Origin of the sequence: Rhizobium oryzihabitans (genome assembly GCF_010669145.1) — a bacterium.
Lineage (GTDB): Bacteria > Pseudomonadota > Alphaproteobacteria > Rhizobiales > Rhizobiaceae > Agrobacterium > Agrobacterium oryzihabitans.
Window position 1 is genome coordinate 2,951,457 of the sequence record NZ_CP048632.1, and the last position, 23,446, is coordinate 2,974,902.

At 59.5% G+C, this 23,446-nt stretch carries 26 protein-coding genes and 1 pseudogene; 11 read left to right on the forward strand and 16 right to left on the reverse strand.

The window, feature by feature from the left end; all coding sequences use genetic code 11:
• The first annotated feature begins 6 nt into the window (after positions 1 to 6).
• Genes G3A56_RS14855 through G3A56_RS14865 form a run of 3 tightly spaced genes read left to right on the forward strand, consistent with a single transcriptional unit; the run spans position 7 to position 2,615 of the window.
• Positions 7 to 294, forward strand: a complete 288-nt coding sequence (locus G3A56_RS14855; RefSeq protein ID WP_003494659.1) for a lipid-A-disaccharide synthase N-terminal domain-containing protein — start codon at positions 7 to 9, stop codon at positions 292 to 294.
• Positions 269 to 1,777: an ArnT family glycosyltransferase gene (locus G3A56_RS14860; protein ID WP_164056485.1), complete on the forward strand. Its 1,509-nt coding sequence runs from the start codon at positions 269 to 271 to the stop codon at positions 1,775 to 1,777. Before G3A56_RS14855 ends, G3A56_RS14860 begins: the two co-directional genes overlap by 26 nt.
• On the forward strand, positions 1,767 to 2,615 hold the full coding sequence (locus G3A56_RS14865; protein ID WP_082182711.1) for a phosphatase PAP2 family protein: 849 nt from the start codon (positions 1,767 to 1,769) through the stop codon (positions 2,613 to 2,615). Before G3A56_RS14860 ends, G3A56_RS14865 begins: the two co-directional genes overlap by 11 nt.
• A gap of 229 nt (positions 2,616 to 2,844) precedes the next feature.
• Here the strand turns inward: G3A56_RS14865 and G3A56_RS14870 are convergent, their stop codons facing one another.
• From G3A56_RS14870 to lgt, 6 genes and pseudogenes are all read right to left on the reverse strand, one after another.
• Positions 2,845 to 3,777, reverse strand: a complete 933-nt coding sequence (locus tag G3A56_RS14870) for a ribose-phosphate pyrophosphokinase (RefSeq protein WP_035220711.1) — start codon at positions 3,775 to 3,777, stop codon at positions 2,845 to 2,847.
• Positions 3,778 to 3,997: 220 nt separating this feature from the next.
• Complete coding sequence (locus G3A56_RS14875) at positions 3,998 to 4,747, reverse strand: hypothetical protein (RefSeq protein WP_082182710.1); 750 nt, start codon at positions 4,745 to 4,747, stop codon at positions 3,998 to 4,000.
• 90 nt (positions 4,748 to 4,837) lie between these two features.
• Positions 4,838 to 5,989, reverse strand: a complete 1,152-nt coding sequence (locus G3A56_RS14880; RefSeq protein ID WP_082182709.1) for a M24 family metallopeptidase — start codon at positions 5,987 to 5,989, stop codon at positions 4,838 to 4,840.
• Positions 5,990 to 6,784, reverse strand: a complete 795-nt coding sequence (gene pgeF / locus G3A56_RS14885) for a peptidoglycan editing factor PgeF (RefSeq protein ID WP_082182708.1) — start codon at positions 6,782 to 6,784, stop codon at positions 5,990 to 5,992.
• Between the two features lie 150 nt (positions 6,785 to 6,934).
• Positions 6,935 to 8,034 (reverse strand): annotated as a pseudogene (locus G3A56_RS14890) (class I SAM-dependent methyltransferase).
• Between the two features lie 15 nt (positions 8,035 to 8,049).
• Positions 8,050 to 8,862, reverse strand: a complete 813-nt coding sequence (lgt, locus tag G3A56_RS14895; RefSeq protein WP_164056676.1) for a prolipoprotein diacylglyceryl transferase — start codon at positions 8,860 to 8,862, stop codon at positions 8,050 to 8,052.
• Positions 8,863 to 8,992: 130 nt separating this feature from the next.
• On the opposite strand from lgt, the gene G3A56_RS14900 reads away from it, so the two are divergent.
• From G3A56_RS14900 to G3A56_RS14920, 5 genes are all read left to right on the forward strand, one after another.
• A complete protein-coding gene (locus G3A56_RS14900) occupies positions 8,993 to 9,151 on the forward strand; it encodes a hypothetical protein (RefSeq protein WP_003494678.1) in 159 nt (52 codons plus the stop codon).
• A gap of 20 nt (positions 9,152 to 9,171) precedes the next feature.
• Complete coding sequence (locus G3A56_RS14905; protein ID WP_082182705.1) at positions 9,172 to 9,435, forward strand: accessory factor UbiK family protein; 264 nt, start codon at positions 9,172 to 9,174, stop codon at positions 9,433 to 9,435.
• Between the two features lie 433 nt (positions 9,436 to 9,868).
• Positions 9,869 to 10,369: a type III secretion system chaperone family protein gene (locus G3A56_RS14910; RefSeq protein ID WP_003494682.1), complete on the forward strand. Its 501-nt coding sequence runs from the start codon at positions 9,869 to 9,871 to the stop codon at positions 10,367 to 10,369.
• A 2-nt stretch (positions 10,370 to 10,371) separates the two neighbouring features.
• A complete protein-coding gene (gene proC, locus G3A56_RS14915; RefSeq protein WP_082182704.1) occupies positions 10,372 to 11,190 on the forward strand; it encodes a pyrroline-5-carboxylate reductase in 819 nt (272 codons plus the stop codon).
• A 10-nt stretch (positions 11,191 to 11,200) separates the two neighbouring features.
• Complete coding sequence (locus G3A56_RS14920) at positions 11,201 to 11,542, forward strand: tRNA-binding protein (protein WP_035242149.1); 342 nt, start codon at positions 11,201 to 11,203, stop codon at positions 11,540 to 11,542.
• A 127-nt stretch (positions 11,543 to 11,669) separates the two neighbouring features.
• Here the strand turns inward: G3A56_RS14920 and G3A56_RS14925 are convergent, their stop codons facing one another.
• The 4 genes from G3A56_RS14925 to G3A56_RS14940 all read right to left on the reverse strand — a co-directional run bounded on the left by G3A56_RS14925 (position 11,670) and on the right by G3A56_RS14940 (position 15,142).
• Positions 11,670 to 13,049 (reverse strand): ATP-binding protein, encoded by a 1,380-nt coding sequence (locus G3A56_RS14925; protein ID WP_003494688.1) that lies wholly within the window; start codon positions 13,047 to 13,049, stop codon positions 11,670 to 11,672.
• Positions 13,050 to 13,079: 30 nt separating this feature from the next.
• Positions 13,080 to 13,793, reverse strand: a complete 714-nt coding sequence (locus tag G3A56_RS14930) for a response regulator (protein ID WP_003494691.1) — start codon at positions 13,791 to 13,793, stop codon at positions 13,080 to 13,082.
• 2 nt (positions 13,794 to 13,795) lie between these two features.
• Complete coding sequence (locus G3A56_RS14935; RefSeq protein ID WP_035242756.1) at positions 13,796 to 14,323, reverse strand: MarR family winged helix-turn-helix transcriptional regulator; 528 nt, start codon at positions 14,321 to 14,323, stop codon at positions 13,796 to 13,798.
• Between the two features lie 213 nt (positions 14,324 to 14,536).
• Positions 14,537 to 15,142, reverse strand: coding sequence for a DUF1236 domain-containing protein (locus G3A56_RS14940; protein ID WP_003494694.1), 606 nt, complete (start codon positions 15,140 to 15,142; stop codon positions 14,537 to 14,539).
• 233 nt (positions 15,143 to 15,375) lie between these two features.
• On the opposite strand from G3A56_RS14940, the gene G3A56_RS14945 reads away from it, so the two are divergent.
• Positions 15,376 to 16,020, forward strand: a complete 645-nt coding sequence (locus tag G3A56_RS14945) for an MBL fold metallo-hydrolase (protein WP_082182703.1) — start codon at positions 15,376 to 15,378, stop codon at positions 16,018 to 16,020.
• Between the two features lie 88 nt (positions 16,021 to 16,108).
• Here G3A56_RS14945 and G3A56_RS14950 read toward each other — a convergent pair whose 3' ends face one another.
• The 4 genes from G3A56_RS14950 to G3A56_RS14965 form a co-directional block, all read right to left on the reverse strand.
• The gene (locus G3A56_RS14950) at positions 16,109 to 16,324 is read right to left on the reverse strand and encodes a cold-shock protein (protein ID WP_003494703.1); all 216 of its coding nucleotides are present in this window, start codon (positions 16,322 to 16,324) and stop codon (positions 16,109 to 16,111) included.
• Between the two features lie 444 nt (positions 16,325 to 16,768).
• Entirely contained in the window at positions 16,769 to 17,671 is a 903-nt protein-coding gene (locus G3A56_RS14955) for a DMT family transporter (protein ID WP_082182702.1), read from the reverse strand.
• Positions 17,672 to 17,854: 183 nt separating this feature from the next.
• On the reverse strand, positions 17,855 to 18,166 hold the full coding sequence (locus G3A56_RS14960; protein WP_082182701.1) for a hypothetical protein: 312 nt from the start codon (positions 18,164 to 18,166) through the stop codon (positions 17,855 to 17,857).
• 146 nt (positions 18,167 to 18,312) lie between these two features.
• The gene (locus G3A56_RS14965; protein WP_082182700.1) at positions 18,313 to 19,242 is read right to left on the reverse strand and encodes an EAL domain-containing protein; all 930 of its coding nucleotides are present in this window, start codon (positions 19,240 to 19,242) and stop codon (positions 18,313 to 18,315) included.
• Positions 19,243 to 19,452: 210 nt separating this feature from the next.
• Between G3A56_RS14965 and G3A56_RS14970 the strand changes: the two genes are divergently transcribed.
• Entirely contained in the window at positions 19,453 to 20,655 is a 1,203-nt protein-coding gene (locus G3A56_RS14970; RefSeq protein ID WP_035220259.1) for a pyridoxal phosphate-dependent aminotransferase, read from the forward strand.
• Positions 20,656 to 20,865: 210 nt separating this feature from the next.
• Here G3A56_RS14970 and G3A56_RS14975 read toward each other — a convergent pair whose 3' ends face one another.
• Positions 20,866 to 21,972, reverse strand: a complete 1,107-nt coding sequence (locus G3A56_RS14975; protein ID WP_082182699.1) for a calcium:cation antiporter — start codon at positions 21,970 to 21,972, stop codon at positions 20,866 to 20,868.
• A 195-nt stretch (positions 21,973 to 22,167) separates the two neighbouring features.
• On the opposite strand from G3A56_RS14975, the gene G3A56_RS14980 reads away from it, so the two are divergent.
• Positions 22,168 to 22,434, forward strand: a complete 267-nt coding sequence (locus tag G3A56_RS14980; RefSeq protein ID WP_035220261.1) for a DUF2188 domain-containing protein — start codon at positions 22,168 to 22,170, stop codon at positions 22,432 to 22,434.
• 19 nt (positions 22,435 to 22,453) lie between these two features.
• Here G3A56_RS14980 and G3A56_RS14985 read toward each other — a convergent pair whose 3' ends face one another.
• Entirely contained in the window at positions 22,454 to 23,398 is a 945-nt protein-coding gene (locus G3A56_RS14985) for a LysR family transcriptional regulator (RefSeq protein WP_080835355.1), read from the reverse strand.
• Positions 23,399 to 23,446 lie beyond the last annotated feature (48 nt).

Here is a 23,446-nt window from a genome sequence, read left to right on the forward strand (position 1 = left end):
TGGTCCATGCTGCATGTCGACAGCTGGAAGGAATTTCTCTGGGTCTGCATCGGCTTCATGGGCCAGATGCTGTTCACCATGCGTTTTCTGGTTCAATGGATTTCGTCGGAACGGGCGAACCGTTCGGTCATACCGGTGGCCTTCTGGTATTTCTCTGTTCTCGGCGGGCTGGTACTCCTGTCCTATGCCATCTGGCGCCGAGACCCGGTTTTCGTCATGGGGCAGGCGTCCGGCCTCTTCATCTATGCCCGTAATCTCTGGTTGATCCATGCAGAACGCCGCCAGCATGCATGATGCGGCGGCGTTGCCCCATGTGCAGGCAAGCGAGCAGCGCCAGTGGATGACACTTGCGCTTGCGGCAATCGTGCTTGTGACGCTGCTGCGCATCCTTGGGCTTGCCTTCAACCGAACCGATCTTTTCGTCGATGAGGCGCAATATTGGCTATGGGGCCGGGAGATGGCCTTCGGCGCCTATTCCAAACCGCCGCTGATCGGCTGGCTCATTCGCGCCGCCAGCATTCTGGGCGGCGGCGAGGGCACCTTTCAGGTGCGGCTGGCAGCACCCGTGGTGCATGGCGCAGCAGCGGTGGCGATCCTTGCTCTCGGGCGCATGATCTATGATAGCAGGCTCGCCGCACTGGCCGCCGTCATCTATCTGACGTTGCCGGCCGTGTCGCTTGGGAGCCTGCTGATCTCCACCGATACGCCGATGATGATGTTCATCGCGCTCTCGATGATCTCAGTGCGCAAGCTGGCGCTTGCACGCGCCGAAGGCAAGGCGGCGGTGCTATGGAGCGTTGCGCTCGGTCTCTGTTTCGGCCTCGGGCTGATGTCGAAATATGCGATGATCTATTTTCTGCCCTGCTTCATCGCCGCCGGCTGGCTTTGCGTCGGCTGGCGCATCCGCCTGCATGACGCCGCGATCGCCCTCGTGGTCTGTGCCGCCGTCATTGCTCCCAATCTGTGGTGGAACGCGGCGCATGATTTCATGACGGCCCGGCACACGGCCGATAATGCGAATTGGCATGGTGTCCAGCTGAAAATCGGTCCGGCGCTCGAGTTTTTCTTCTCGCAGGCGGGCGTTGTCGGGCCTTTCGTTTTTGTCGCCATGATCATCGCGACGTTCCGTGCGAAAACCGCCGAAGCCCGGGCTCTGGTCGCGCTGTCGGTACCGATCGTGCTGCTGATCACGGCGCAGGGGCTGATGTCGCGGGCACTCGCCAATTGGGCGGTGGGAGCCTATGCGGCGGGCGTGCTTCTGGCGGTGCCGGTGCTGGCATCCCGGCGCTGGCTCACCGTTTCCACCCTTGTGCTCGGCGGCATCGTTGCCATCGCCCTGCCCATGATGACGATTGCCGGAACGGAACTGCGTCTGCCGAGCGGCGAGTTGGCGATGAAGCGTTATCTTGGCCGCTCGGAGCTGGTGTCGACAGGCTTTGCGCGGGCGCAGGAAGCCGGTGCAGATGCCATCGTCGCTTCCGATCGTTCCATTCTGGCCGAGCTTTTTTATCAGCTGCGCGACGAGAAGCAGGTCTTGCTTCGGGCGCTGCCGGAAACCGGTGTTCCTTCCAGCCACTATGCGCTTCTTTATCCGCTCAAATCAGGCGAGGCGAAAAACCCGGTGTATCTGGCAATTGCGGATGCCCTGCCGTCCTGCCTTGCCGGCGAAACGCCGCTTTCCCGCTGGGTCGCCGGGCCGGGCTTTCTGGAGGGCAGGGAAATCGGGATCTGGCGCCTGCCGCCGCAATGCATTCCGGGGGTCGCCAATGGACAATGATCTTGCGCATATGCGGATCACGATCTGGGTGACATTCGCCACATTGGCGCTCGTCATCCTGTTTGCGACCTTCCCCTCCGTCGATCTCTGGGTTTCCTCGCTGTTCTTTTCCCCCGAGGGGCGTTTGTGGTCGGGCCGGGAGCCGCTTCCCGAATGGCTGCGCGACACATTGCGCGAGTTGACGGAACTGGCCACTCTGCTTGCCTTCATCGTCTTTATCGGCAACATCTGGCTGGGCTCCTTGCAGCGCACGGGCTGGCGCGTCTGGGCGTTCCTCTGCGGGCCTGTGGTTCTCTGCGCCGGACTGCTGGTGAACGGGGTGTTGAAAGCCAATATCGGCCGCGCGAGGCCATTCAGCGTCAGCGATTTCGGCGGGCAGCAGCTTTTCACGCCGCCTTTCCAGTTCAGCACGCAGTGTTATTCGAACTGTTCGTTTTCTTCAGGCGAAACCGCGCTCATCGCGAGTTTTTTCCTGCCGCTCTGCGTGCTTCTCTGGCACCGCCTGCAATGGCGCGGGCGTGTCGTCATGGGCGGTAGCGCTGCTGGCGCCATCATCCTCATGTCCGGCTTGCGTATCGCGGCCGGCGGGCATTTCCTCAGCGATGTGGTAATGTCGGTTCTGTTTTCCGCCCTGACGACGCTGTTTCTTTACAAGGCGCTGGCGATCTCCCGTCACCGCCAGGTGTTTACCGGCGATGCGGTCACGGCCGATGCGATCAGCCTGTGGCGCAATGGCAGCCATGCCGTGCGTGCCCGCGCCCGGCGCTGGTGGCCGAAAATCAAGGCTGCCGCCACACGCCTGCAACGGCCACCGGATGCGGGTACGGCATCGTCCTGAGCGGTGCGTAATGAATTGTGCGATCTCTGCGGGGGCCGAGATTGCTGGTAAAGTTGGTAGGCTCTCTTCTCGTCACGCCGGTCTTGAACCGGCATTTAGCCATGGCGTGTCTGAGCCGCGAGAAACCAGTCTTTTGCGATCAAGGACTTGATCGCGCTGAACCCCGGATTAAATCCGGGGTGACGGTGCGGATGCAGTGATTTTGCAGATGCGCGAGAGAAACGCTGCTTCAGTCGAACAGGCCGGAAACGGACTGTTCCTGCGCGGTACGGTTGATCGCTTCGCCGAGCAGACCTGCGGTGCTGACCACGCGGATATTATGCGCGGACTGGACGGCAGTGGTGGGCTGGATGCTGTCGGTGATGACGAGTTCGCGCAGCTTCGAGGAGGCCACGCGGGCAACTGCGCCGCCGGAAAGCACGCCGTGGGTGATGTAGGCGGTGACGCTGGTGGCGCCCTTCTTGAGAAGTGCTTCCGCCGCATTGCAGAGCGTACCGCCGGAATCGACGATGTCGTCGATGAGAATGCAATCCTTGCCGGAAACGTCGCCGATGACGTTCATGACTTCGGATTCGCCCGGACGGTCACGGCGCTTGTCGACGATGGCCAGCAGACAGTCGAGGCGCTTGGCCAGCGCACGGGCGCGGACAACGCCGCCGACATCGGGTGAAACGACCATGACGTTGTTGGTGTCGTAGTGGTCCTTCACATCGCGGGCCAGGATGGGCGCTGCGAAGAGGTTGTCGGTGGGGATATCGAAGAAACCCTGAATCTGGCCGGCATGGAGATCAAGGGTGAGAACGCGGTCGGCACCGGCTTCGGTAATCAGATTGGCAACGAGTTTGGCGGAAATCGGTGTGCGGGGGCCGGCCTTGCGGTCCTGGCGGGCGTATCCGAAATAGGGAAGCACCGCCGTGATGCGCTTTGCCGAGGAGCGGCGCATGGCATCGATCATGATGAGCAGTTCCATCAGATGATCGTTTGCCGGAAACGATGTGGACTGGACGAGAAAAACGTCCTCGCCGCGCACGTTTTCACTGATTTCTACGAAAATTTCCTGGTCAGCAAACCGCTTTACGGTGGCATTTCCCAAGGGAACGTTGAGATACTTGCAGATCGCTTCGGCAAGGTGCCGGTTCGAATTGCCTGCGAAAACCTTCATTGCGGCCGCCTGTTTCCATGCCATCGCCTTGCGCCACGGAAAAGTGTTTGCCGTAACCAAGCGTCGTTCAAGGGGAGGAACATCCGGCCGAAAAGCCTTTGCCGGATACGCCTTGTTGCCATGCGCGCCTTAATAGCGCTGTTGCTTCCGATTGCAAGAGGACTCCGCGCTTTCGCAATGATTTTCGTGAAATCTCTGTGACTTCTCCCGTCGTTTCACCTCATCCGCGTTGAGACTGCTTCCATGACGTATAGTCGTTGAGTGTTTTTGCCGCGATATCCTGCATGACCCTGTCGGTCACGGCGGCCCATGGATCGCTGCCTTTGGCTGCTACCGTTTCCTGCCCCTGCAGGCGGTGAAGCCTGACACCATTGGCATCCAGCACATCCCAGACATAGATGACATTGACCTTGCTGCCATCGGCGAAGGCGGAGAAATATCCCTTCAGAATGTTTTCAGCCGAATTGTCGTTTGAAGCGCGGATGGTCAGCCCCTTTGCCCGTGCCTCGGCGCCCAGCTGGCGCGAAAGCGGCGTGACGGCCTGAACGGGCGCGCCGATGATCGGCAGGAAGCGGATGGTGTTGCCGGAAGTGGCGGGGGCAAGAGCCGCCGTCTGCTGTGCCGGCTGTGGCTGGCTGGCAGGCAGGGATTGGGCGGGTGGCTGGCCTTGGCCGAGAGGCTCGCCATATTGGTTGCCGTTGGAAAGCGCCTGTGCCTGCGCCTGCAGGGAGTTCTGCGGCGCATAAGCAGGCACGGACGAGGCTGTTGCCGGAGCGCCCACAGGCGCGCGGTCGGCGGCGGCGGCCATCTGGTCGAGATCGCCCTGCGTCACCGGGCTCGATTGTGAGCCATTGTGGCCGACATCCACCTGCGGCGTCAGCGCTTCAGTCGTGTTACAGGCCGACAGGGCCAGCACCAGCGCCGGAACGACGAGGGCTGGAAAAAAGGGGGTGAGCCCTGTCCGGCTCATGCGACGTTCCCTCTCATGTTCCGCTCCTTCTTGCCCAAGGTGGCGGCAATGTAGGGCCGGTTTTCCCGCTCTGTCAAACCCGGTGGCAATTTAAGCTGTGAGAAGATCGAGGCTATGACGCGAGAGCGGCTCCGGAGCGCCGTCCGTTGTCAGATAGGTCTGGCCGAGCGTCATGGCGGTGCCTGAATCGGAATCCATCACGATCATGTGCACGAACAGCGTCATGTCGCTGGTTATCTCCTGCGGATTACCGGCGTGGAACATCTGGTGCTCCATCCAGGACGGGGAAAAACGTGCGCCAAGCGAATAACCGCAGGAATTCAGCCGGTGGCGGGTCAGCCCGCGTTCATCCATGACACGGGCATGCACGTCGAAGACGTCGCCGAAGGTCTTGCCCGGCTGCAATACGTCCTCGATGGCGGTGAGGTTTTGCAGGCAGGCGCTGTAAAGCTCCTTCTGCCGGAAATCCTGTTCGCCGATCACCACGGTGCGCATCATGGCGGCATGGTAATGGGCGCTTACACCCGCCCATTCCAGCGTCAGCTGATCCTTGTCGTCGAGCCTGCGTCGTCCGGCCTTGTAACGGCACAGCAGCGCGTCGGCCCCGGAGCCGATGATGAATTCATTGGCGGGATAATCGCCGCCGCCCGCCAGAACCGCGCCCTGCATCGCTGCAAGGATAGCGGCCTCATCCGCACCCGGCTTGATGAGTTCCAGCGCCGCATCCAGTGCCTCATCGGCCAATTGGCCGGCTCTCCTGGCATGGGCGATCTCGGCGGGGCTTTTAACCAGCCGAAGCGTGCTGACCAGATAGGAGGCGTCGATCATCTGGCAGAAGCTGGCAAGCTGGTTGTCCAGCAGGCGGGCGACGCGCCCGGTCATGCCGTGGGTGTCGTATTCCACGCCGATCTTGGCACCTAGCAGGTCAAGATCGCTCAGGAGGTTTTTGAGATCGAGCGTGGGATCGGCATTGGGCCGGTCGACCCAGACGAGAATATTTTCGATGGTAGATGTATTGCGCGCCTGGCGCAGATCCGCCGAACGGGTCAGAAGCGTCATCGAACCGTCCGACTTGACCACCAGCGTCTGGAAGAAGCAGTAGCCGAAAGTGTCGTAACCGGTCAGCCAGTACATGCTTTCCTGTGCGAAAAGCAGCACGGCGTCCAGCTTCTCCTCCGCCATCTTCGCAATCAGCCGTTCGCGGCGGGCATCGAATTCCGAGAGCTCGAAGTGCAGGGCCATTTAGTCCTCCAGAATTGCGATTGCGGAAATCTGCCGCCCGTAATCGGGCTCGGCCCGGTGGGTCGTGCGGCGGTAGGAATAGAAACGGTCTTCATCTGGATAAGTGCAGAGGCCGAGATTTTCCGCCCGCACACCCGTCTTGACCAGACGGTCAATTGTAAACTGCTTGAGGTCGAACAGTGCGTGGCCGTCTTTTTCCGAGGCGGTGAAGTAGGCAGCATAGGCGGGATCGAAATCGGTGAAGCGGGCCATATATTCCGGTCCGACCTCGTAATTGGCTTGGCTGATGGAAGGACCCAGCGATGCGGCGATGCGGTCGCGGTTGGCGCCCAGTTTTACCATGGTCTCGATGGTGTTTTCGAGCACGCCGAAGAGGGCGCCCTTCCAGCCGGCATGGGCGGCGCCCACGACGCCGGCTTCCGCATCGGCAAAGAGGATCGGGCCACAATCGGCGCTCAGCACGCCGAGTACGAAGCCCGGCGTCGACGTCACCATCGCATCGGCCTGCGGGCGGCTGCCGTCATAGCTTTCATCGACCACCAGGACATCCGGGGAATGGACCTGATGCACGGTCGCGAGACGTTCCGGGGACAGGCCGAACCATTGCGTGACGCGCCGGCGGTTTTCCTGCACCAGCTCCGGCTCGTCATGGGAGCCGAGGCCGACATTGAGACCCTGATAGAGACCTTCCGAGACGCCGCCCTGCCGGGTGAAAAAACCGTGACGGACGCGGTTTTCGCTGAAGGCGGCGAGCAGGGGGCTCTGGATCGGGAGCGGCAAGGTGTCGTTCTGCATGATGCGGGAGTTCCTTGGAGAATATCGCCGTTGGCCAGTGGGATGGGTCAAGCGAGATGTTTCCTGTTGCCGCTTCGTTGCGCGGCGCGTGTGATGCAGTGTGCCTGCTTCGTGTGTCGCGGCGATGTTGGCCCAGAGGTTATTGCGCTGTCAATCCACCGCGCGAAACGGCAGGAGATGGAGCGCGGGACTTGAAACGGCGATGACCTTGAAAAGTTCCCCATCTTGCCGGCGCCTTCTCCGGCGAGACGGTTTACGGCTTCAGCGATTTCAAGAGTCTGGTCGGGCGTCGCCTTTGCGGCAAGCGCCGCTGCCCGCTCCTTGAGGCCGAGTCCATAAAGAAAGTCGCCCTGTCTCAAGGTGCCATTGACATGCACACCGGTTGCCTCGGCAGTTCTGACGAGGCTTTCGAAATCGACATGGCTGGTGAGATCCGCTTGCCCCGGATGGGCAAGTGGCGGATCAAAGGCATGGTCGCGCATGGCCTGCAATGTGTTACCAAATCCGGCGACCAGATGGCCGTAATCGATGGCGAGCGCCGTGCCGCCATGGATCGACAGGCGCTGGCAGATCGCCGTCATGACGGCTTCGCGGGCGGGAGAGATTTCGAATATGGTACCGACCGGCTGCCGTTCGGGCAGAGGCGGCAGCAGCGTCGGATCGATGCCGGCGAGGCCTGTCGAGAAGACGAGTTCGTCATTAACATCGAGGCTGACGATGCGTTCGCGAAAACCCTGCGGCGTCCTGACGAATTGCCGGATGGGTATGGCGTCGAAAAGCTCGTTGGCGACAACGAGCAGGAAGCCTTCCGGCACATCGTCGAAGCTTTCATACCATGTCAGCCGGTCGGCGTGGGCGGTAAGCGTTTCCTTCTGGATGGCGGAAAGGCGAGGGCTGGTCTCCACCAGATGCACCTGCATCGTCTCGTAAAGCGGCGGTGCTATGCGGCGGATGACGCGCAGCATGTCGGACATCATCGTGCCGCGACCGGGGCCGATTTCCACCAGTTGGGCCTCTGCGGGCGCACCATGCCGCTGCCAGGCATGAACCACGAAAACGCCGAGCATCTCGCCAAAAAGCTGGCTGACCTCCGGCGCGGTGATGAAATCACCTGAGCGCCCGAAGGGTTCGCGGCTCTTGTAATAACCGTGTTCGGGATCAGCGAGGCAAAGCGAGAAGTAATCGGTGACGCTGAGCGGACCGTTGAGCCGGATAAGGGATTTGATACGTTGCGCAAGCGGTGTCGTCATGGCAGGCCATACCGCTTAGGCGCTTTTTGTCGCGCGGCGCGCACGCAGGACTGCCCAGAGGCCCAGAAGGAACATCGGCGTGGAAAGCACCATGCCCATGGTCAGCCAGTTGCCGGCCAGATAACCGATCTGGGCATCCGGCTCGCGGAAGAATTCCACGAAGATGCGCGACAGCGCGTAACCGCAGACGAAGATGCCGGTGACGATGCCGGGTGTCTTCAGCGCCCTGAAGGCGTAGATGGCGATTGCCAGAATGACGACAAGCACGAGGCCTTCGAGGGCGGCTTCGTAAAGCTGGCTCGGGTGCCGGGCAAACGGGCCACCGGTCGGGAATACGACCGCCCACGGAACGTCGGCGATGCGGCCCCACAATTCGCCATTGATGAAATTCGCGATGCGGCCGAACAGCAGGCCGATGGGCGCGACGGCGGCGATGACGTCGAACATGCTCCAGACCGGGATGCCGTTCCTGCGGGCAAAGAGGATCATGGCGATGGTCGTGCCGATGAGGCCGCCATGGAACGACATGCCGCCGTTCCATATCTCCAGCGCCCTTATGGGATTGGCGGCGACGGCGCCAAGATCGTAAAACAGGATATAGCCGATGCGCCCGCCGAGCACGATGCCGCCGGCTGCCCACAGGATGAAGTCGTCAAGATGCTGCGCGGAGATGGGCGAGGTATCATTTGGCCAGAGGCGATCCGTACGGGCAAGGCGGCGGGCATAAAACCAGCCGAGCATGATGCCGGCGACATAGGCAATGCCATACCAATGGATCGCCAGAGGCCCGATGGAGAGGGCGACCGGGTCGATATTGGGAAATGGCATGATGGCAAGTTGGGTGGGAGCGGCTATCAATCCGTATATTCCGTCATCGTTGCTGGGCGGACAACAGAATGATCCATTGCCTCAAGGGGCCGGGCGATGATGCTCACCGGTCTCCCTGACGCCAAGGAAAATGGCGATTGCCGAGGCGGTGGTCAAGGCTAATCTTCGTGAGCGGATTGCAATGCCCGAGCCCCTGCCGAAAGGCCGTCATTTTTCGATTTCGCTTGCAAGGCGGCTGTCGAGTGCCTACCTGAAAGGCATCAACAGCGGGGAGCGGAATGCTCCCTGAACCGACGAAGGAACAGCGCCATGAGCACGACAGGCACCAATCGTTTTCTGGATGAATTCGCAAAGCTGATGACCGATGCGGCAGGCGCGGCGCAGGGCGTGCGCAAGGAAGCGGAGGCCGCCTTCCATGCGCAGGCAGACCGCTGGCTGAACAGTCTGGATGTGGTGCGGCGCGAGGAATTCGACGCGGTGCGCGAAATGGCCATCAAGGCGCGTGACGAAAACGACGCGCTGCGTGCGCGCATCGAGGCTCTGGAAGCAAAGCTTTCTGCCACTAACGACTGATTTTTTAAGCGCGTTTTCCTGATGGGTCCCGGATCGCCTGCGATTCCGGGACTTTTTGTTTGTGGAGTGATGCAACCCGGAATGGTTCCCGGTTGTCCAAATATGCCTGCGCCCGCGAATTTTTTGAGGCCTGTGGACACTTCCAAAAAACGCAATTGCCAGAGTCGCTTATGTATCTCGCCTGAGGTGATGGGGGAGAAGATATCCACTGCTCAAAAAGCAAAAATGGCGACCGAGGGGTGGCAGCAGGACTCGGCCATTATACACTGATTTTAAATGATGATTCGAAACGAACCTGGTAAGCTCCAGACAGGGTGAATGTGTAACTCTTATGGTGTCGGGCAATCGTCTCAAGTGTTGAATCCGGTTTGTGTGTGCGTTTTGTGCCCGGCGTTCAAAACAGAACATTCAGTACTGGCTGAGAAGGTGCCGCATGAGCCTGATGGAATTTGAAATTGAGCGTCAGTCCAATCCCGTGGACATGATCGAGATTGTCGCCGCCTCGAACGACTGGTCGTTCGAGCGTTCCGGCGAAGACGAGATCGCCATGACGGTGGCTGGTCACTGGGCCGATTACCACGTTTCCTTCTCCTGGATGGAGGAATTCGAGGCGCTGCATCTTGCCTGCGCCTTCGACATCAAGGTACCCGATCAGCGCGTCAACGAAGTCATTCGCCTGCTGTCGCAGGTCAATGGTCAGGTTTTGATGGGTCATTTCGATCTGTGGCGGCAGGAAGACGTCGTGATCTTCCGCCAGTCCCTGCTTCTGGCAGGCGGCGCTGAACCGAACAATCAGCAGGTTGAAGTGTTGCTTTCCAGCGCGCTGGAGGCTTGCGAACAATATTACCAGGCATTCCAGTTCGTCGTCTGGTCGGGGCTGGATGCGAAAAGTGCAATCGAAGCGGTCATGTTCGAGACCGTCGGAGAAGCTTGAAGATGGTGTACAAGGCTTCCGGTCCGCTTGTCCTCGTCGGCGCGGGCAATATGGGCGGCGCTCTGCTTTCGGGCTGGCTGAAAAAGGGTGTGCCAGGGTCCCAGGTCATCGTCATCGATCCGCGCCCTTCCGACGCCATGCGGACGACGATTGCTGAAGCCGGTGCCACCCATAAGGAAAGCGTGCCTGAGGGCGTCAAGGCCGGCATTCTGTTCGTGGCCGTAAAGCCGCAGATGATGGACGCCGTGCTGCCGTCTCTGAAACCTCTGTTGGGGCCGGATACGGTCGTCGTGTCGATCGCAGCCGGTACCACAATCGGTACTTTCGTCGCGCATTTCGGCCCGGTTGCCGCCGTGCGGGCCATGCCCAACACGCCGGCCATGGTCGGTCGCGGTGTGACCGGGGCCTATGCGAACGAACTGGTGACGCCGGAGCTTAAAATCGTGGTGGATGGATTGCTGAAGGTCAGCGGTCCGGTCGAATGGGTGGAAACCGAAGGCGATATCGACGCGGTGACGGCCGTTTCAGGAAGCGGCCCTGCCTATGTATTCTATCTGGTGGAATGCATGGCGGAAGCCGGTCGCAAGGCTGGTCTGCCGGCGGATGTGGCCATGCGTCTGGCGCGCGAAACCGTGGCCGGTGCGGGCGAACTGCTGCACCAGTCTTCCGATGAGGCCGCGCGGCTGCGCCAGAACGTGACGTCACCGGGCGGCACCACGGCGGCGGCGCTTTCCGTGCTGATGGCCGAAGACGGCATGCAGCCCTTGTTCGACAAGGCTGTTGCTGCCGCAAAAACACGCGCTGAAGAACTGGCGGGTTGAAGGGCAGGGCATGAGCGGTGAAATTTCCTATGCCGATTTCGAGAAGGTCGATATTCGTGTCGGCACAATCGTCGAGGCAGAGCCTTTTCCCGAAGCGCGCAAGCCGGCGATCAAGGTGAAGATCGATTTCGGGCCGGAAATCGGCATCAAGAAATCTTCCGCGCAGATCACGGTGCATTATACGCCGGAAAGCCTGATTGGCCGGCAGGTGCTGGGCGTGGTGAATTTTCCGCCACGCCAGATCGGCCCGTTCCGCTCAGAGGTTTTGACGCTGGGTTTTGCCGATGGCAATGGCGACATCGTTCTTGCCGCCGTCGAGCAGCCGGTGCCGAACGGCGAGAAAATGTGCTGAGACAGCACAATAGCACGCAACACAGATATTACGCGGAAGGGATGTTTTCTTCGGCCATTCCGGCCTTGAACCGGAGTGACGAAAATGGGCAAAGAGGTAAACCGCGTGAGCGTTTTGCTTCGCTTCTCTACGCCGGGATTTTGACGATTACCCGCAATCCGCCCATCGGGCTTTCATCCAGCGACACGTCGCCGCCATGGCCGCGGGCGATGTCGCGCACGATGGAGAGGCCAAGTCCCGTTCCCGAGGCATTGAGGTTGCGTGCTTCATCCAGCCGGAAGAACGGCTTGAACACATCCTCCCGTGACGCTTCCGGAATGCCCGGCCCATCATCATCGAAGGTCATGATGATCGAGCGCGGCGCCCTGCGTATGTCGATATGGAGATTGCTGGCGTAACGCCGTGCATTCTCCGCCAGATTGGCGACAAGGCGGGAGAGAGCATTCGGCCGCGCGATGATGTTTTCGACGTTGTAAAGCTCGTAGCTGAATTTCTTGCCGTGAAGCTCGAAATCATGGCCGATCTTTTCCAGAAGCGCCGGAAGTTCGAGCGTGCCGACATCCTCCTCGACATCTGTACGGGCAAAGGTGAGATAGGCCTCCAGCATCGACTGCATGTCCTCGACATCCTTGTCGAGGCCCTCGAGGTCGGGATTATCGCCTGCCAAAGCCAGTTGCAGCTTGAAACGGGTGAGGATGGTGCGCAGGTCATGGCTGACGCCGTTCAGCATCGCCGTTCGCTGTTCCATCTGCCGCTCGATGCGTTCACGCATCAATATGAAGGCAAGGCCCGCCCGCCGGACCTCGTCTGCGCCGCGCGGTGAATAGGCGCTGACCTTCTGGCCCCTGCCGAAATTCTCGGCCGCTTTGGCCAGCGCTTCGATGGGCTTGATCTGCCCGCGCAGGAACAGGATGGAAATGGCAATCAGGACCAGCGATGCGCCGACCATCCAGACGAGGAAGATATGGGTGTTGGAGGCATAGGCAGCACTGCGGCTGGTAAAGACGCGCAGGGTCTTGTCTTCCAGCTGGACGCGGATCTCGACCAGCGAACCGTTGCCATAGGTATCGATCCAGAACGGTCTGCCGATCTGCTGGGTCAGTTGATTGGCGAGGATCGTGTCCAGGATGGAAAACAGCGGCTCGGGTCTCGGAGCCGGCAGATCCGCCTTCGGCTCGATATAGACGCTGAGATCCAGTCTTTCGCGGGCGATGCGGATGACGCGCTGATAATCGTCTTCTTCCGGATCGGTTTGCAGAAGCTCGATGATCGCGGCGATATCGCGCGTCACCGCGGCGGAGAGACGTTCCGTCACAAGCTGCCAGTGACGCTCCATGAAGACGGCGGCGACCACGGCCTGAAGCAGGATCATTGGCAGGATGATGATCAGCAGCGAACGCGTGTAAAGCCCGGTCGGCAGCCAATGACGCAGCCATCTGCCGGACAGGCGCCACGCTTTCGCTATGCCGCTTTTCCTGACCGTGCTGAGAAAATCGAGGCTCGCCATGCCGTCAGCCCGCCTTTCGTTTGGTGCTCGTCAGTCCACGCTCAGGCGGTAGCCGATGCCGCGCACAGTTTGCAGATAGACCGGGTTTGCAGGGTCGTCCTCGATCTTGCGGCGAAGACGGTTGATCTGCACGTCGATGGTTCTTTCACCCACTTCCGACTCCGCCTCGACCAGTTCGTGCCGTGGAATGGTGTCACCGGCGCGGAGCGCAAAAAGCAGCATGATCTCCTGTTCGCGGTCCGTCAGGCGGATGGTTTCCGGGCCACGCCGCAATTCCTTTTTGGGAATGGAGAAGCTGTAGGGGCCGAACATGATCTGTTCGATCTTGGGCGTATCGGGCGAAGTGTTGCGCCGCAGGATGTTGTTGATGCGCAGGACCAGTTCACGGGGATCGAAGGGCTTGGCGAGATAATCATCCGCGCCTGCCTCCAATCCCGCGATGCGGGAATCCGCTTCCGAGCGGGCTGTCAGAAGAATGACGGGCACGGATTTGTTTTCGTTCAGCGAGCGGGTGAGTGACAGCCCGTTTTCCCCCGGCATCATCACATCGAGGATGAGGAGGTCGAAACGGATGCCCATCATCTTGCGCCGGGCTTCGGCCGCATCCGCGGCCACGGAGATGCGGTATCCCTTGTCGCCGAGAAAGCGCTGCAGGAGATCGCGGATGCGGGCGTCGTCATCGACGATCAGGAGGTGAGCGGCGTCGTCATCAGCCGGCGGGCGTTTTGTCTGTGCTGTCGCCATTGTCAATCGCCTTCCCCTGGTACCGGGCTTCGCATCTGCGCCAGGAACTTGCGCACGCAGGCGCGGGCCTCGGGTCCAAGCCCTTCCAGCGCCCGGTCGATGCGGCGCGATTGCGGCTCGCTCAGCGCCAGAGCCAGTTCGCGGCCCGTCAGCGTCGGATAGAGCCTGCGCTGGCGACGGTCTTCCGGGCCTGCCATCTGGCGGATGTAACCGTCGTCGATCAGTTGTTTCAGCACGCGGGCAAGGCTTTGCTTGGTGATCTGCAGTGTGTCGAGCAAATCCGCCACCGTCATGCCGGGCTGTCTGCTGACGAAATAGACCACCCGGTGATGCGCCCGGCCATATTCCAGTTTCGACAGAATGACGTCGGGATCGGAGACGAAATCGCGATAGGCGAAGAACAGCGCCTCGATCGTGTCGAAGTCAATCTTGCCGTCGTCAACCTTCGGGAGTGCCGGTGTCTGCCTAGTGGCTGCGGTTTTGAGCGATTGCGGTGGCACTGCGGTTCCTTCATATTCTGCGGCTGACATGCGTCGATGCGCCAATATTCTGTAAACATAGCCGAAAATGCGTCCGCTCGGGAGAATGCCGCCGATCATTTTCTGTTGCGGTGGATAATATGCTGCGGGTGCAGGTGCAACTGGAATCCTGAGCGGCCTACCGGAAATAGAAAAGAGCGCGGAAAGCCCGCGCTCTTCATTGGTTGGATACCATCTATCCGGCTTCGTGAATGCCGGCCGGTTCTACTGATAGACGTAGACGATCCGGTGCGTCGATGGTTCGACCAGAACCGGCACGTCGTTCACCCGGACATAACGATACTGGTAGTCGGGGACTTCGACCAGGCGGGTGTCGGAGGGCAGGGTCGTGCCGACGACGACGTCGCCATCGAAGGTGACGGTGTCCGCAGGGTGCTCGTCCATATAGGTGATGACGGCTTCGGGCGGGGTAATGTCCACATCGCCAACACGGCCGAGGTTCGGGTCGCCGGGATTAGGTTCCGCCTGCACGCTCGAGGTTTTCTCATATGTCACGACCGGCACGCTGAGTTCCGAGCGGCGCTGTTCGAGAACGACGGGCGAGCCCTCATACATGACATTCAGATAATCGGCATGGGCCCAGCCGCGCAGGCCGTTGACTTCGATGCGGCACCAGCTGCTGCCTTCCATGCAGCCGTCCAGAACCGCATTGCTGCCACGGGTGGCAAGGCCGAGTTCGGGATAGTCTTCACCCGGGCCTGAGCGAACGGAAATATCCGATGCGGTGGTGGCGACCATGGCGGCGTTTGCATAACCGGCCATGAGGGCGAAAGCGCCGCCAGCCATGAGCATTTTAAGCGTCTTGTCCATGTGTCTCACTCCTTTTAAGACTGGAGCTACAACGTCGAAGCCACTCGCGCGTTCCACATTTTTCGTCGGAAACTCATCAAAGCATCCTGGGAATTTCCGGTATATAATTGAATTATATAGATATTTTCAGAGAGATAAAGGCTGCTGGAAAGCAATGGGTTTCCGTCGCCATTGTGCCGAAACCAGCCGCAGGCTATAGGAAGCAGGATTTGTCAGACAAGGAGATGCGAGAAATGGGAAAGTTGCAGGCGGGCATTATTCCGGTCACCCCGTTCGAACAGAACTGCACCATTCTCTTCGATCAGGATACCAAGGAAGGGGTCGTGGTTGATCCCGGCGGGGACGTGGACGTCATCCTTCAGGTGGTCTCCGAAAACGGCATCACCCTCAAGGAAATCTGGCTGACGCACGGGCATCTCGACCATGCCGGCGGCGCCGATGAATTGCGCGAAAAGCTCTCCTTGCCGGTAATCGGTCCGCATGAGGACGATCGGCCGCTGCTGGAGAGGGTCGAGGCGCAGGCCGAAAAATACGGCATCAGCGGCCTTCGCAATGTTTTGCCGGACCAATGGCTGAAAGAGGGTGACAAGGTTTCCTTCGGCGATCATGTGTTCGAGGTCTATCATTGCCCGGGTCACGCTCCGGGCCACGTCATCTATTACAATCGCGACCAGCAATTTGCCCATGTCGGTGACGTGCTGTTTGCAGGATCGGTCGGCCGCACGGATCTGCCGGGTGGAAACCATGAGCAATTGATGGCATCCATTCGCGACAAGCTGCTGCCGCTCGGCGATGATGTCGGTTTTATCTGCGGCCATGGGCCGGGCGGGCGGCTGGGTGAGGAGAGGCGCGCCAATCCCTATCTCAAGGGTATCTGAGTTACGGCATCTTGGTGCCTGTCGGCTGCGCGCAAAAAAACCCGGCATTCCTGCCGGGCTTCAACTAGAAAAGAAAGCCGTTTTAGGGTCAGCCAGCAATCTGCAGATTGACTGCCTTCGGGCCCTTGCCGCGACGATCCGGTTCCGTGTCGAAGCTCACTTTCTGATTTTCTGAAAGTCCGGACAGGCCGGAAGCCTGTACAGCAGAGATGTGAACAAAGATATCAGCGCCACCATTGTCTGGCTTGATGAAGCCGAAGCCTTTGTCTGTATTGAAGAATTTTACGGTGCCAGTTTCGGCCATGCATCAGGTCCTTTTCGCTCTGCCCGCGTTCAGCTACAGGCAGCATTACAGTTTTGCCCCGCGAGGGCGTTGGCAGGCAGTTCTTGACTATTGAGAAAAAGGACCTTCACAGCGGGAAGTAATGGCGTTCTCATCCAACGTTTTTCGTCCCACCGCCCGAGGTTTATAGCGTCCCCAGTGCGCAAATTTATAGGCCTTCCCATGCTCGCAAATTGCCCGAACCGCGGTAGAGTGATGCGTTTATTTAAAATTGGCAAGCAAAAGTTTTCACGGGCTTTTTGTCAGATAAAAAACCTGCGGTAGAATTACTGCGTGGAATCGCATATTTTTTTCGCATAATCGATTGTTGATGAAATAATTGCCGTTCACCTTTGGTTTTCCCGGCAAAATTTGAATATCGAACCTCGATTTTTCAGCGAATGAGAAAAATACGTTCTTTTGGCGTCAGGCCGTTCCAGCCATGGATTTTTGCCGCTTTCGCGTCAGCTCCGGCACCAGTTCGACGATCAATATGGCGACGAAAATGATCAGGCAGCCGACATAACCTGCGTTGGAAATGGTTTCCTTCAGGAAAACCGAGGCCAGCAAAGCGCCGAAAAGCGCCTCTGAGGACAGGAATATCGCCGCCTGCGGCGCCGTCGTGTAACGCTGGCCGATGACCTGCAGCACAAAGGCGAGGCCGGAGGAAACGAGGCCGACATAGAGAATTTCCGCCAGCGATGCCTCGATGGACGCCATGCTGATGGGTTCGAAGACCACCCCGATCATGCAACTCAAAAGGGAGCAAACCGCAAACTGGGTGCAGGAAAGCGCCAGAGGCCGCTCGCTTTCGGAGACGAAACGGCCCGCGAGCGTGATCTGGATCGCCCAGAAGAAGGCGCAGATGATGCTGAGAATATCGCCGCGCGTCAGCGTTTCGAACGCGCCGCCGGAGAGCAGGAAAATGCCACCCAGCATCATCAGGGCGCAGGGCCAGACGATCCAGTGGGGGTGGCGCCGGTAAAGGACGACGGCGATGACCGGAACGAAGATGACGTAGAGCCCGGTCAGGAAGCTGGAATTAGTGACGGTCGTGGTCAAAAGCCCGACCTGCTGGGTGGTGGCGCCGCCAAACAGGGCGAGGCCCACGAGAATGAAGCTGCCAATCTCCCTGCGGCGCGGCGGCGATTTTTTCGAACGGGTTTCCATCATCGCAAATGGCAAAACGGCGATGGCGGCAATGGCGAAACGCAGGCCGACGAACCAGAACGGGCCGATCGAGGCCATGGCGGAGGATTGGGCGACAAAGCCACCTCCCCAGATCGCTGCGGCGAGCAGAAGCAGCATATTGGCCTGAATACGCGTCATGATTGGCACCAGCACAGCAGGGGCCGGAAGATCATTCAGTCACGGCCTTGGAAATTCGGGGATTTTTTGAAATGTCGATCCGACGGTTTCGCTGGTGCTTTAGCAGCAAGCTGCCGATGCCGCAAGTCAGGGGAGATGGCCACAGCGGGTGCGGGAGCCGATGCCACCCTTTATGGTGGCGGCCTATTTGAAGCGGCGGGCTTCATCCTTCAGGCTTCGCCGGGTGAGTGTGAGGCCGCCTATGCCGAGGCCGATGAAGGCTGCGGCCGACAGAATGATAAGCAGCATGTGAGGACCCGCCTGCGATGTTGTCGCCACCTGCGGGATAGCGGATGTGTGCAGGGTATCGACCGCCTGAGACGCTGCATTTGCCGAGGTTGCAATGCCGGCTGCCATGGTGACAATGACAAGAAACGCCGCGACCGCCATCCAGAGCGAGAACAGCGTTCTCTGCGCCCTTAACCTTTCAACGGAAGTCCGATCGTTGGTAAACATGGCGATTGCCTCTTGTCCCTGTTCCTGAAGGATAAAAGAGGCTTCGAAATGGACGGCTTGGAGACCGAATTCTGGCGTTCCAGAGTATTTATTGTGGCGATATTGCGGCAAGGCCGCTTATGGGGCCGTTGCCGCCGCCAATGGCGTCAGAGGCCACGTTTTCCGAAGGTCCGGGTCTGGCGCAGCGGATGCGCTTCAGGCGTGCGTTCGTCCCGGGAAAATGCCGGTGCGGCCGCGTTCCTGTCCGCCCTCGGCGAAGGGGAAAAATACTCGCTGCCGAGTTCGGGAAAACGTGCGTCGAATGTTGTCGGCGCGAGCTCGGGTTTCGCCAGAACGTAACCCTGCATCAGCAGGACGCCCAGTTCCTCGCACAGCTCGACCTGCCAGCTGGTTTCCAGCCCTTCGAAGACTGGCTCTATTCCATCGTTGCGAAACTGGCTGACGATGACGCGCAGAAGGGCGGCACCCGCCGAATTCTGCATGAAATCACGCACCCAGCCCGCTTCGAATTTCACATAGTCCGGCTTGATGAGTTTTACCCGGTCAATGTCGGAATCGCCGGCGCCATAGTCGTCCAGCGCCACGCGAAAGCCGATGTCATGCATGTGGTAGGCGAAGTCCGCGACCATCTGGGTGTCGGACGCCTTTTTCTCGGAGATTTCGCAGACGATGCGGTCTGCGGTCATGCCGGCTTCGTGGGCGGCCAGCCGCATGCGTTCAACCTCCTGCCGCATCTTGGTCGGGGTCTGGAACAGGCCGGGATGGAAATTGACGAAGATGCGGGCGCGGGAGCGATTGAGCCTGCCGGTATTGAGGATGTGGATGGTGCGCAGGATGCTGTCGATATTTTCGATATCTTCAGGCGCCACCAGCGAGAAGAATTCACCCGGCGTCACCGGTTCGCCGTTGCGGTGGGGTCGTACCAGACCTTCGAAGGAATCGATGTCGAGCGCACCGCTCATCGTTCGGCGGAAAATGGGCTGCAAGGCCGATTTCAGGTTGAAGGGGCTATAGGCCGTGGACCATGTGCCATCGACCTCGCGGACAAGACTGGAAAAGATGCTTTTGGGCGCCATTTTTCAACCAGCTATAGAGACACGATCCCTAGGCTCGCTAATGTAGCGGATCAAGCGTTACTTCCGGGTTAAGCAAGCTTTAAATTCTTCGCTATGTCACATATGCCGCTTTTGGCCTTGAAAGAGCGTCTGTCTTTCGACATAGAAAATGCCGCAGAAGATGGGATTTTCTGCCTCTGCCGATGTCAACCACAACAGGACCGATTAAAAATGGCCTTCCTTGCCGACATTCTCTCCCGCGTAAAGCCATCCGCCACCATCGCTGTTACCCAGAAAGCCCGCGAGCTTAAAGCGAAGGGCCGTGATGTGATCAGCCTTGGCGCGGGCGAGCCGGATTTCGATACGCCCGAAAACATCAAGGAAGCGGCCATTGAGGCCATCAAGCGCGGCGAGACGAAATACACGCCCGTTTCCGGTATTCCGGAACTGCGCAAGGCCATTGCCGACAAGTTCAAGCGCGAAAACGGCCTGGACTACAAGCCGGAGCAGACGATTGTCGGCACGGGCGGCAAGCAGATCCTTTTCAACGCCTTCATGGCCACCCTCAACCCGGGTGACGAAGTCGTCATTCCCGCGCCTTACTGGGTCAGCTATCCGGAAATGGTGGCGATCTGCGGCGGTACGCCCGTATTCGTCGACACCACTCTGGAAGACAATTTCAAGCTGAAGCCGGAAGCGCTGGAAAAGGCGATCACGCCGAAGACCAAGTGGTTCGTGTTCAACTCGCCGTCCAACCCCTCGGGTGCTGCCTATTCGCATGACGAGCTGAAGGCGCTGACGGACGTGCTGGTCAAGCATCCGCATGTCTGGGTGCTGACCGACGACATGTATGAGCACCTGACCTATGGCGATTTCAAATTCGTCACGCCGGTCGAAGTGGAGCCTTCGCTCTATGACCGCACGCTGACGATGAATGGCGTCTCCAAGGCCTATGCCATGACCGGCTGGCGTATCGGCTATGCCGCCGGCCCGCTGCCGCTGATCAAGGCCATGGACATGATCCAGGGCCAGCAGACCTCAGGCGCCAGCTCCATCGCGCAATGGGCGGCTGTCGAAGCGCTGAACGGCACGCAGGATTTCATTCCGACCAACAAGAAAATCTTCGAAGGCCGTCGTGACCTCGTCGTCTCCATGCTCAACCAGGCCAAGGGCATCAATTGCCCGGCACCGGAAGGCGCATTCTACGTCTATCCGTCCTGCGCCGGCATGATCGGCAAGACCGCGCCGTCGGGCAAGGTCATCGAGTCGGATGTGGATTTCGTCTCCGAGCTTCTGGAAGCCGAAGGCGTTGCCGTCGTGCAGGGATCGGCCTTCGGCCTTGGCCCGAACTTCCGCATTTCCTACGCCACGTCGGAAGCGCTGCTGGAAGAGGCCTGCAAGCGCATCCAGCGCTTCTGCGCTGATTGCCGCTGATCGGTTGTTGTGATCTTGAAAGAAGCCCGGCAGCGATGCCGGGCTTTTTTTGTTCGGTGGGGCCCTTCGCACACTCCACGTCATCCTCGGGCTTGACCCGAGGATCCACAACCCGGGGCGATGGATCCTCGGGTCAAGCCCGAGGATGACGGAGGAGAGGTTTCGGTGACGCCTTGTCGGATGCTGGAAGTCCAGGCGCGACGCTCGTTTTTAAAGCCCGAGAAACAGCAGCATGATGAACGTGGCGAAAAGGATGAAATGCGTCATTCCCTCAATCGCGTTGGTTTCACCGTCATTGAGATTGATGGCGGCGGCGATGAGGGTGATGAAGACCATGACGGTCTGAACCGGCGTCATCGCCATGATGAAGGGTTGGCCGGTGTAAAGCGCGATGCCTTCCATGACCGGGACGGTGAGGATGACTGTCGACAGTGATGCGCCCATGGCAATATTGACGACGGCCTGCATGCGGTTGCGCAATGCGGACCGGAGGGCGGTCAGGATTTCAGGTGAGGCGGAGATCGTCGCTACCACGACCGCCATCAGTGCCGGTGGCGCGCTCGTGCCTTCGAGGCTCTCACTCAGGAAGGCCGCCATGAATTCCGCCAGCACGCCGATCAGCACCACACCGGCGATGATGAGGCCGATGGAGAGGGAGACGCTGCCTTCCTCCTCCTCTTCTGCGTGGCTGTCGGAAGGTTGACCGGCCGGATGCGCCTTGCGGGGATAGGCGTAGCTGAAGAAATAGCTGTGCGGGCCGACCTGCATTTTCAGGAACAATGCATAAAGCGCGATCATTGCGACGATGGTGAAGGCGGAATAGACATGCCAGCTTTCATCGGGAATGAATTCCGGCACGATCATCGAGATACCCATGGCAGTCAGGATCATGACGCCATAGGTCTTGCCTGAATCGTCATTATAGGGCTGTTCGCCGTGGCGCAGGCCGCCGAGCAGGGCGGCCAGACCTAGAATGCCGTTGATGTCGATCATCACGGCGGAATAGATCGTGTCGCGCACCAGGGTTGGCGAGCTGGATTCGCTCATGATGATGGCAAGGATCAGCACCTCTACCGCCACTGCCGACAGTGTCAGGATCATGGTGCCATAGGGATCGCCGACCTTGGCGGCAAGGATTTCGGCGTGATGGGCAACCCGCATGGACACCAGAATGATCATGCCGATGAGTGCGATGGCGGCTATGAGAGACGCCGTTTTGCCCGCCTCGAATATTGTATGTTCGGCCATATAGGCGACGATTGTCGCCGGTATTGCCAGGAGCAGCATGCGCTCCTGCTTCAGAATAGAACCCGCCATCGATTTCCCTTCCCCGTGCCAGTCCCAGGCTGTGACGTATCGTCCATCAGATCAAGCAGGATTTGCGCTTGAGTGCTTTTGGTAGGATAGTGGTGTTGCAGGACATGCTGCTCATGCCGTGGTGTTCCCGTCGGATGCAATGCTTGAAACGCGGTTGTGGTTGCCATGTCGCCTACTGAAACAGGAGGAACATGCATGACCAAAGTGGTCTATGAAATCGTCGAGCATGACGGAGGCTTCGCCTACCGCATGAACGGCGCTTATTCAGAAACCTTCCCTTCCTATGCCGATGCGGTTGAGGCTGCACGCATCGTTGCTGCCGAGCAGCAGGTGGAGGGTGATGACGAGGAAATCAGCTATCAGGACGAGCGCGGCCAATGGCACGAGGAATATAGCCAGGGCGGTGATCGGCCGGAAGCCGAGGTGGTCGACAAGACTTCATCTCCGGCCAGACCTTTTTGAAAAACAGACGTGAACAGTCCTAGCGCCGTTGCGGCGGAGCGTTCGGATCGGTTTCCTTGAGATGGAGCTTGAGGCCTTCGACAAGGGCGCTGAACACGGCACGGCATCGCGGCGAGGTCTTGAGATTTTCGTGCATCGCGACCCAGGTGTGCAGTGGAATGTCGATTTTCGGAAGGACCTGGACGAGACGTGGGTCCTTGCGTGCCAGACCGATCTGACAGACGCCAATGCCTGCGCTGGCGCGGATCATGGCAAGCTGGGCGAGATTGCTGTCGGCGCGGATTTCGAAGGAAATCTCTTCAATATCAGGTATTTCCGGATCGAGCGAACGCATCCGCTGAATAGCCGCCCGGATAAAGGGCGTCTTGCGGTCGAAACCGACCATGCGGTGGTGGTTGAGGTCCTCCATGCTTTCCGGGGCGCCGGCTTTTGCCAGATAATCGCGCGTCGCATGAAATCCCAGGCGAAAATTGCCGATGTAGCGCATGACGATCGCATCCTGCTGCGGTTCGGTCATACGAATGGCTATATCGGCCTCACGCCGTAAAAGGTCTTCCAGCGTATCGGAGAGCGAAAGCTCGATTTCAAGACGCGGATGAACTTCCTGCATGGCTGCGATGATCGGCGGCAGCATTTCCACACCGATAATATCCGATGCGCTGATACGCACGGTGCCTTCGATCTTGCCCACCTCGCCCGAGGCCGCGCGCATGAGGGCTGCGGTCGTCGCTGCCAGATTTTCCGCATAGGGCCGCAGTGCCAGCGCTGCTTCCGTCGGCATCAGGCCGTGCGGCGAGCGGATGAAGAGCGGAAAGCCGACAGCCTCTTCCAGCGCGCCGATATGGCGTCCCGCCGTCGGCTGGGTGATGCCGAGTTCGCGGGCGGCGGCGGAAAGCGAACCGTCGCTTAGCACGCTGAGGAAGGTGCGATAGAAATCCCAGCTGATGTCACGGCTTCTGGTCATAATATTTTGTATAGCTGCTCCACTGATTTCGATAATTTCGTATACCAC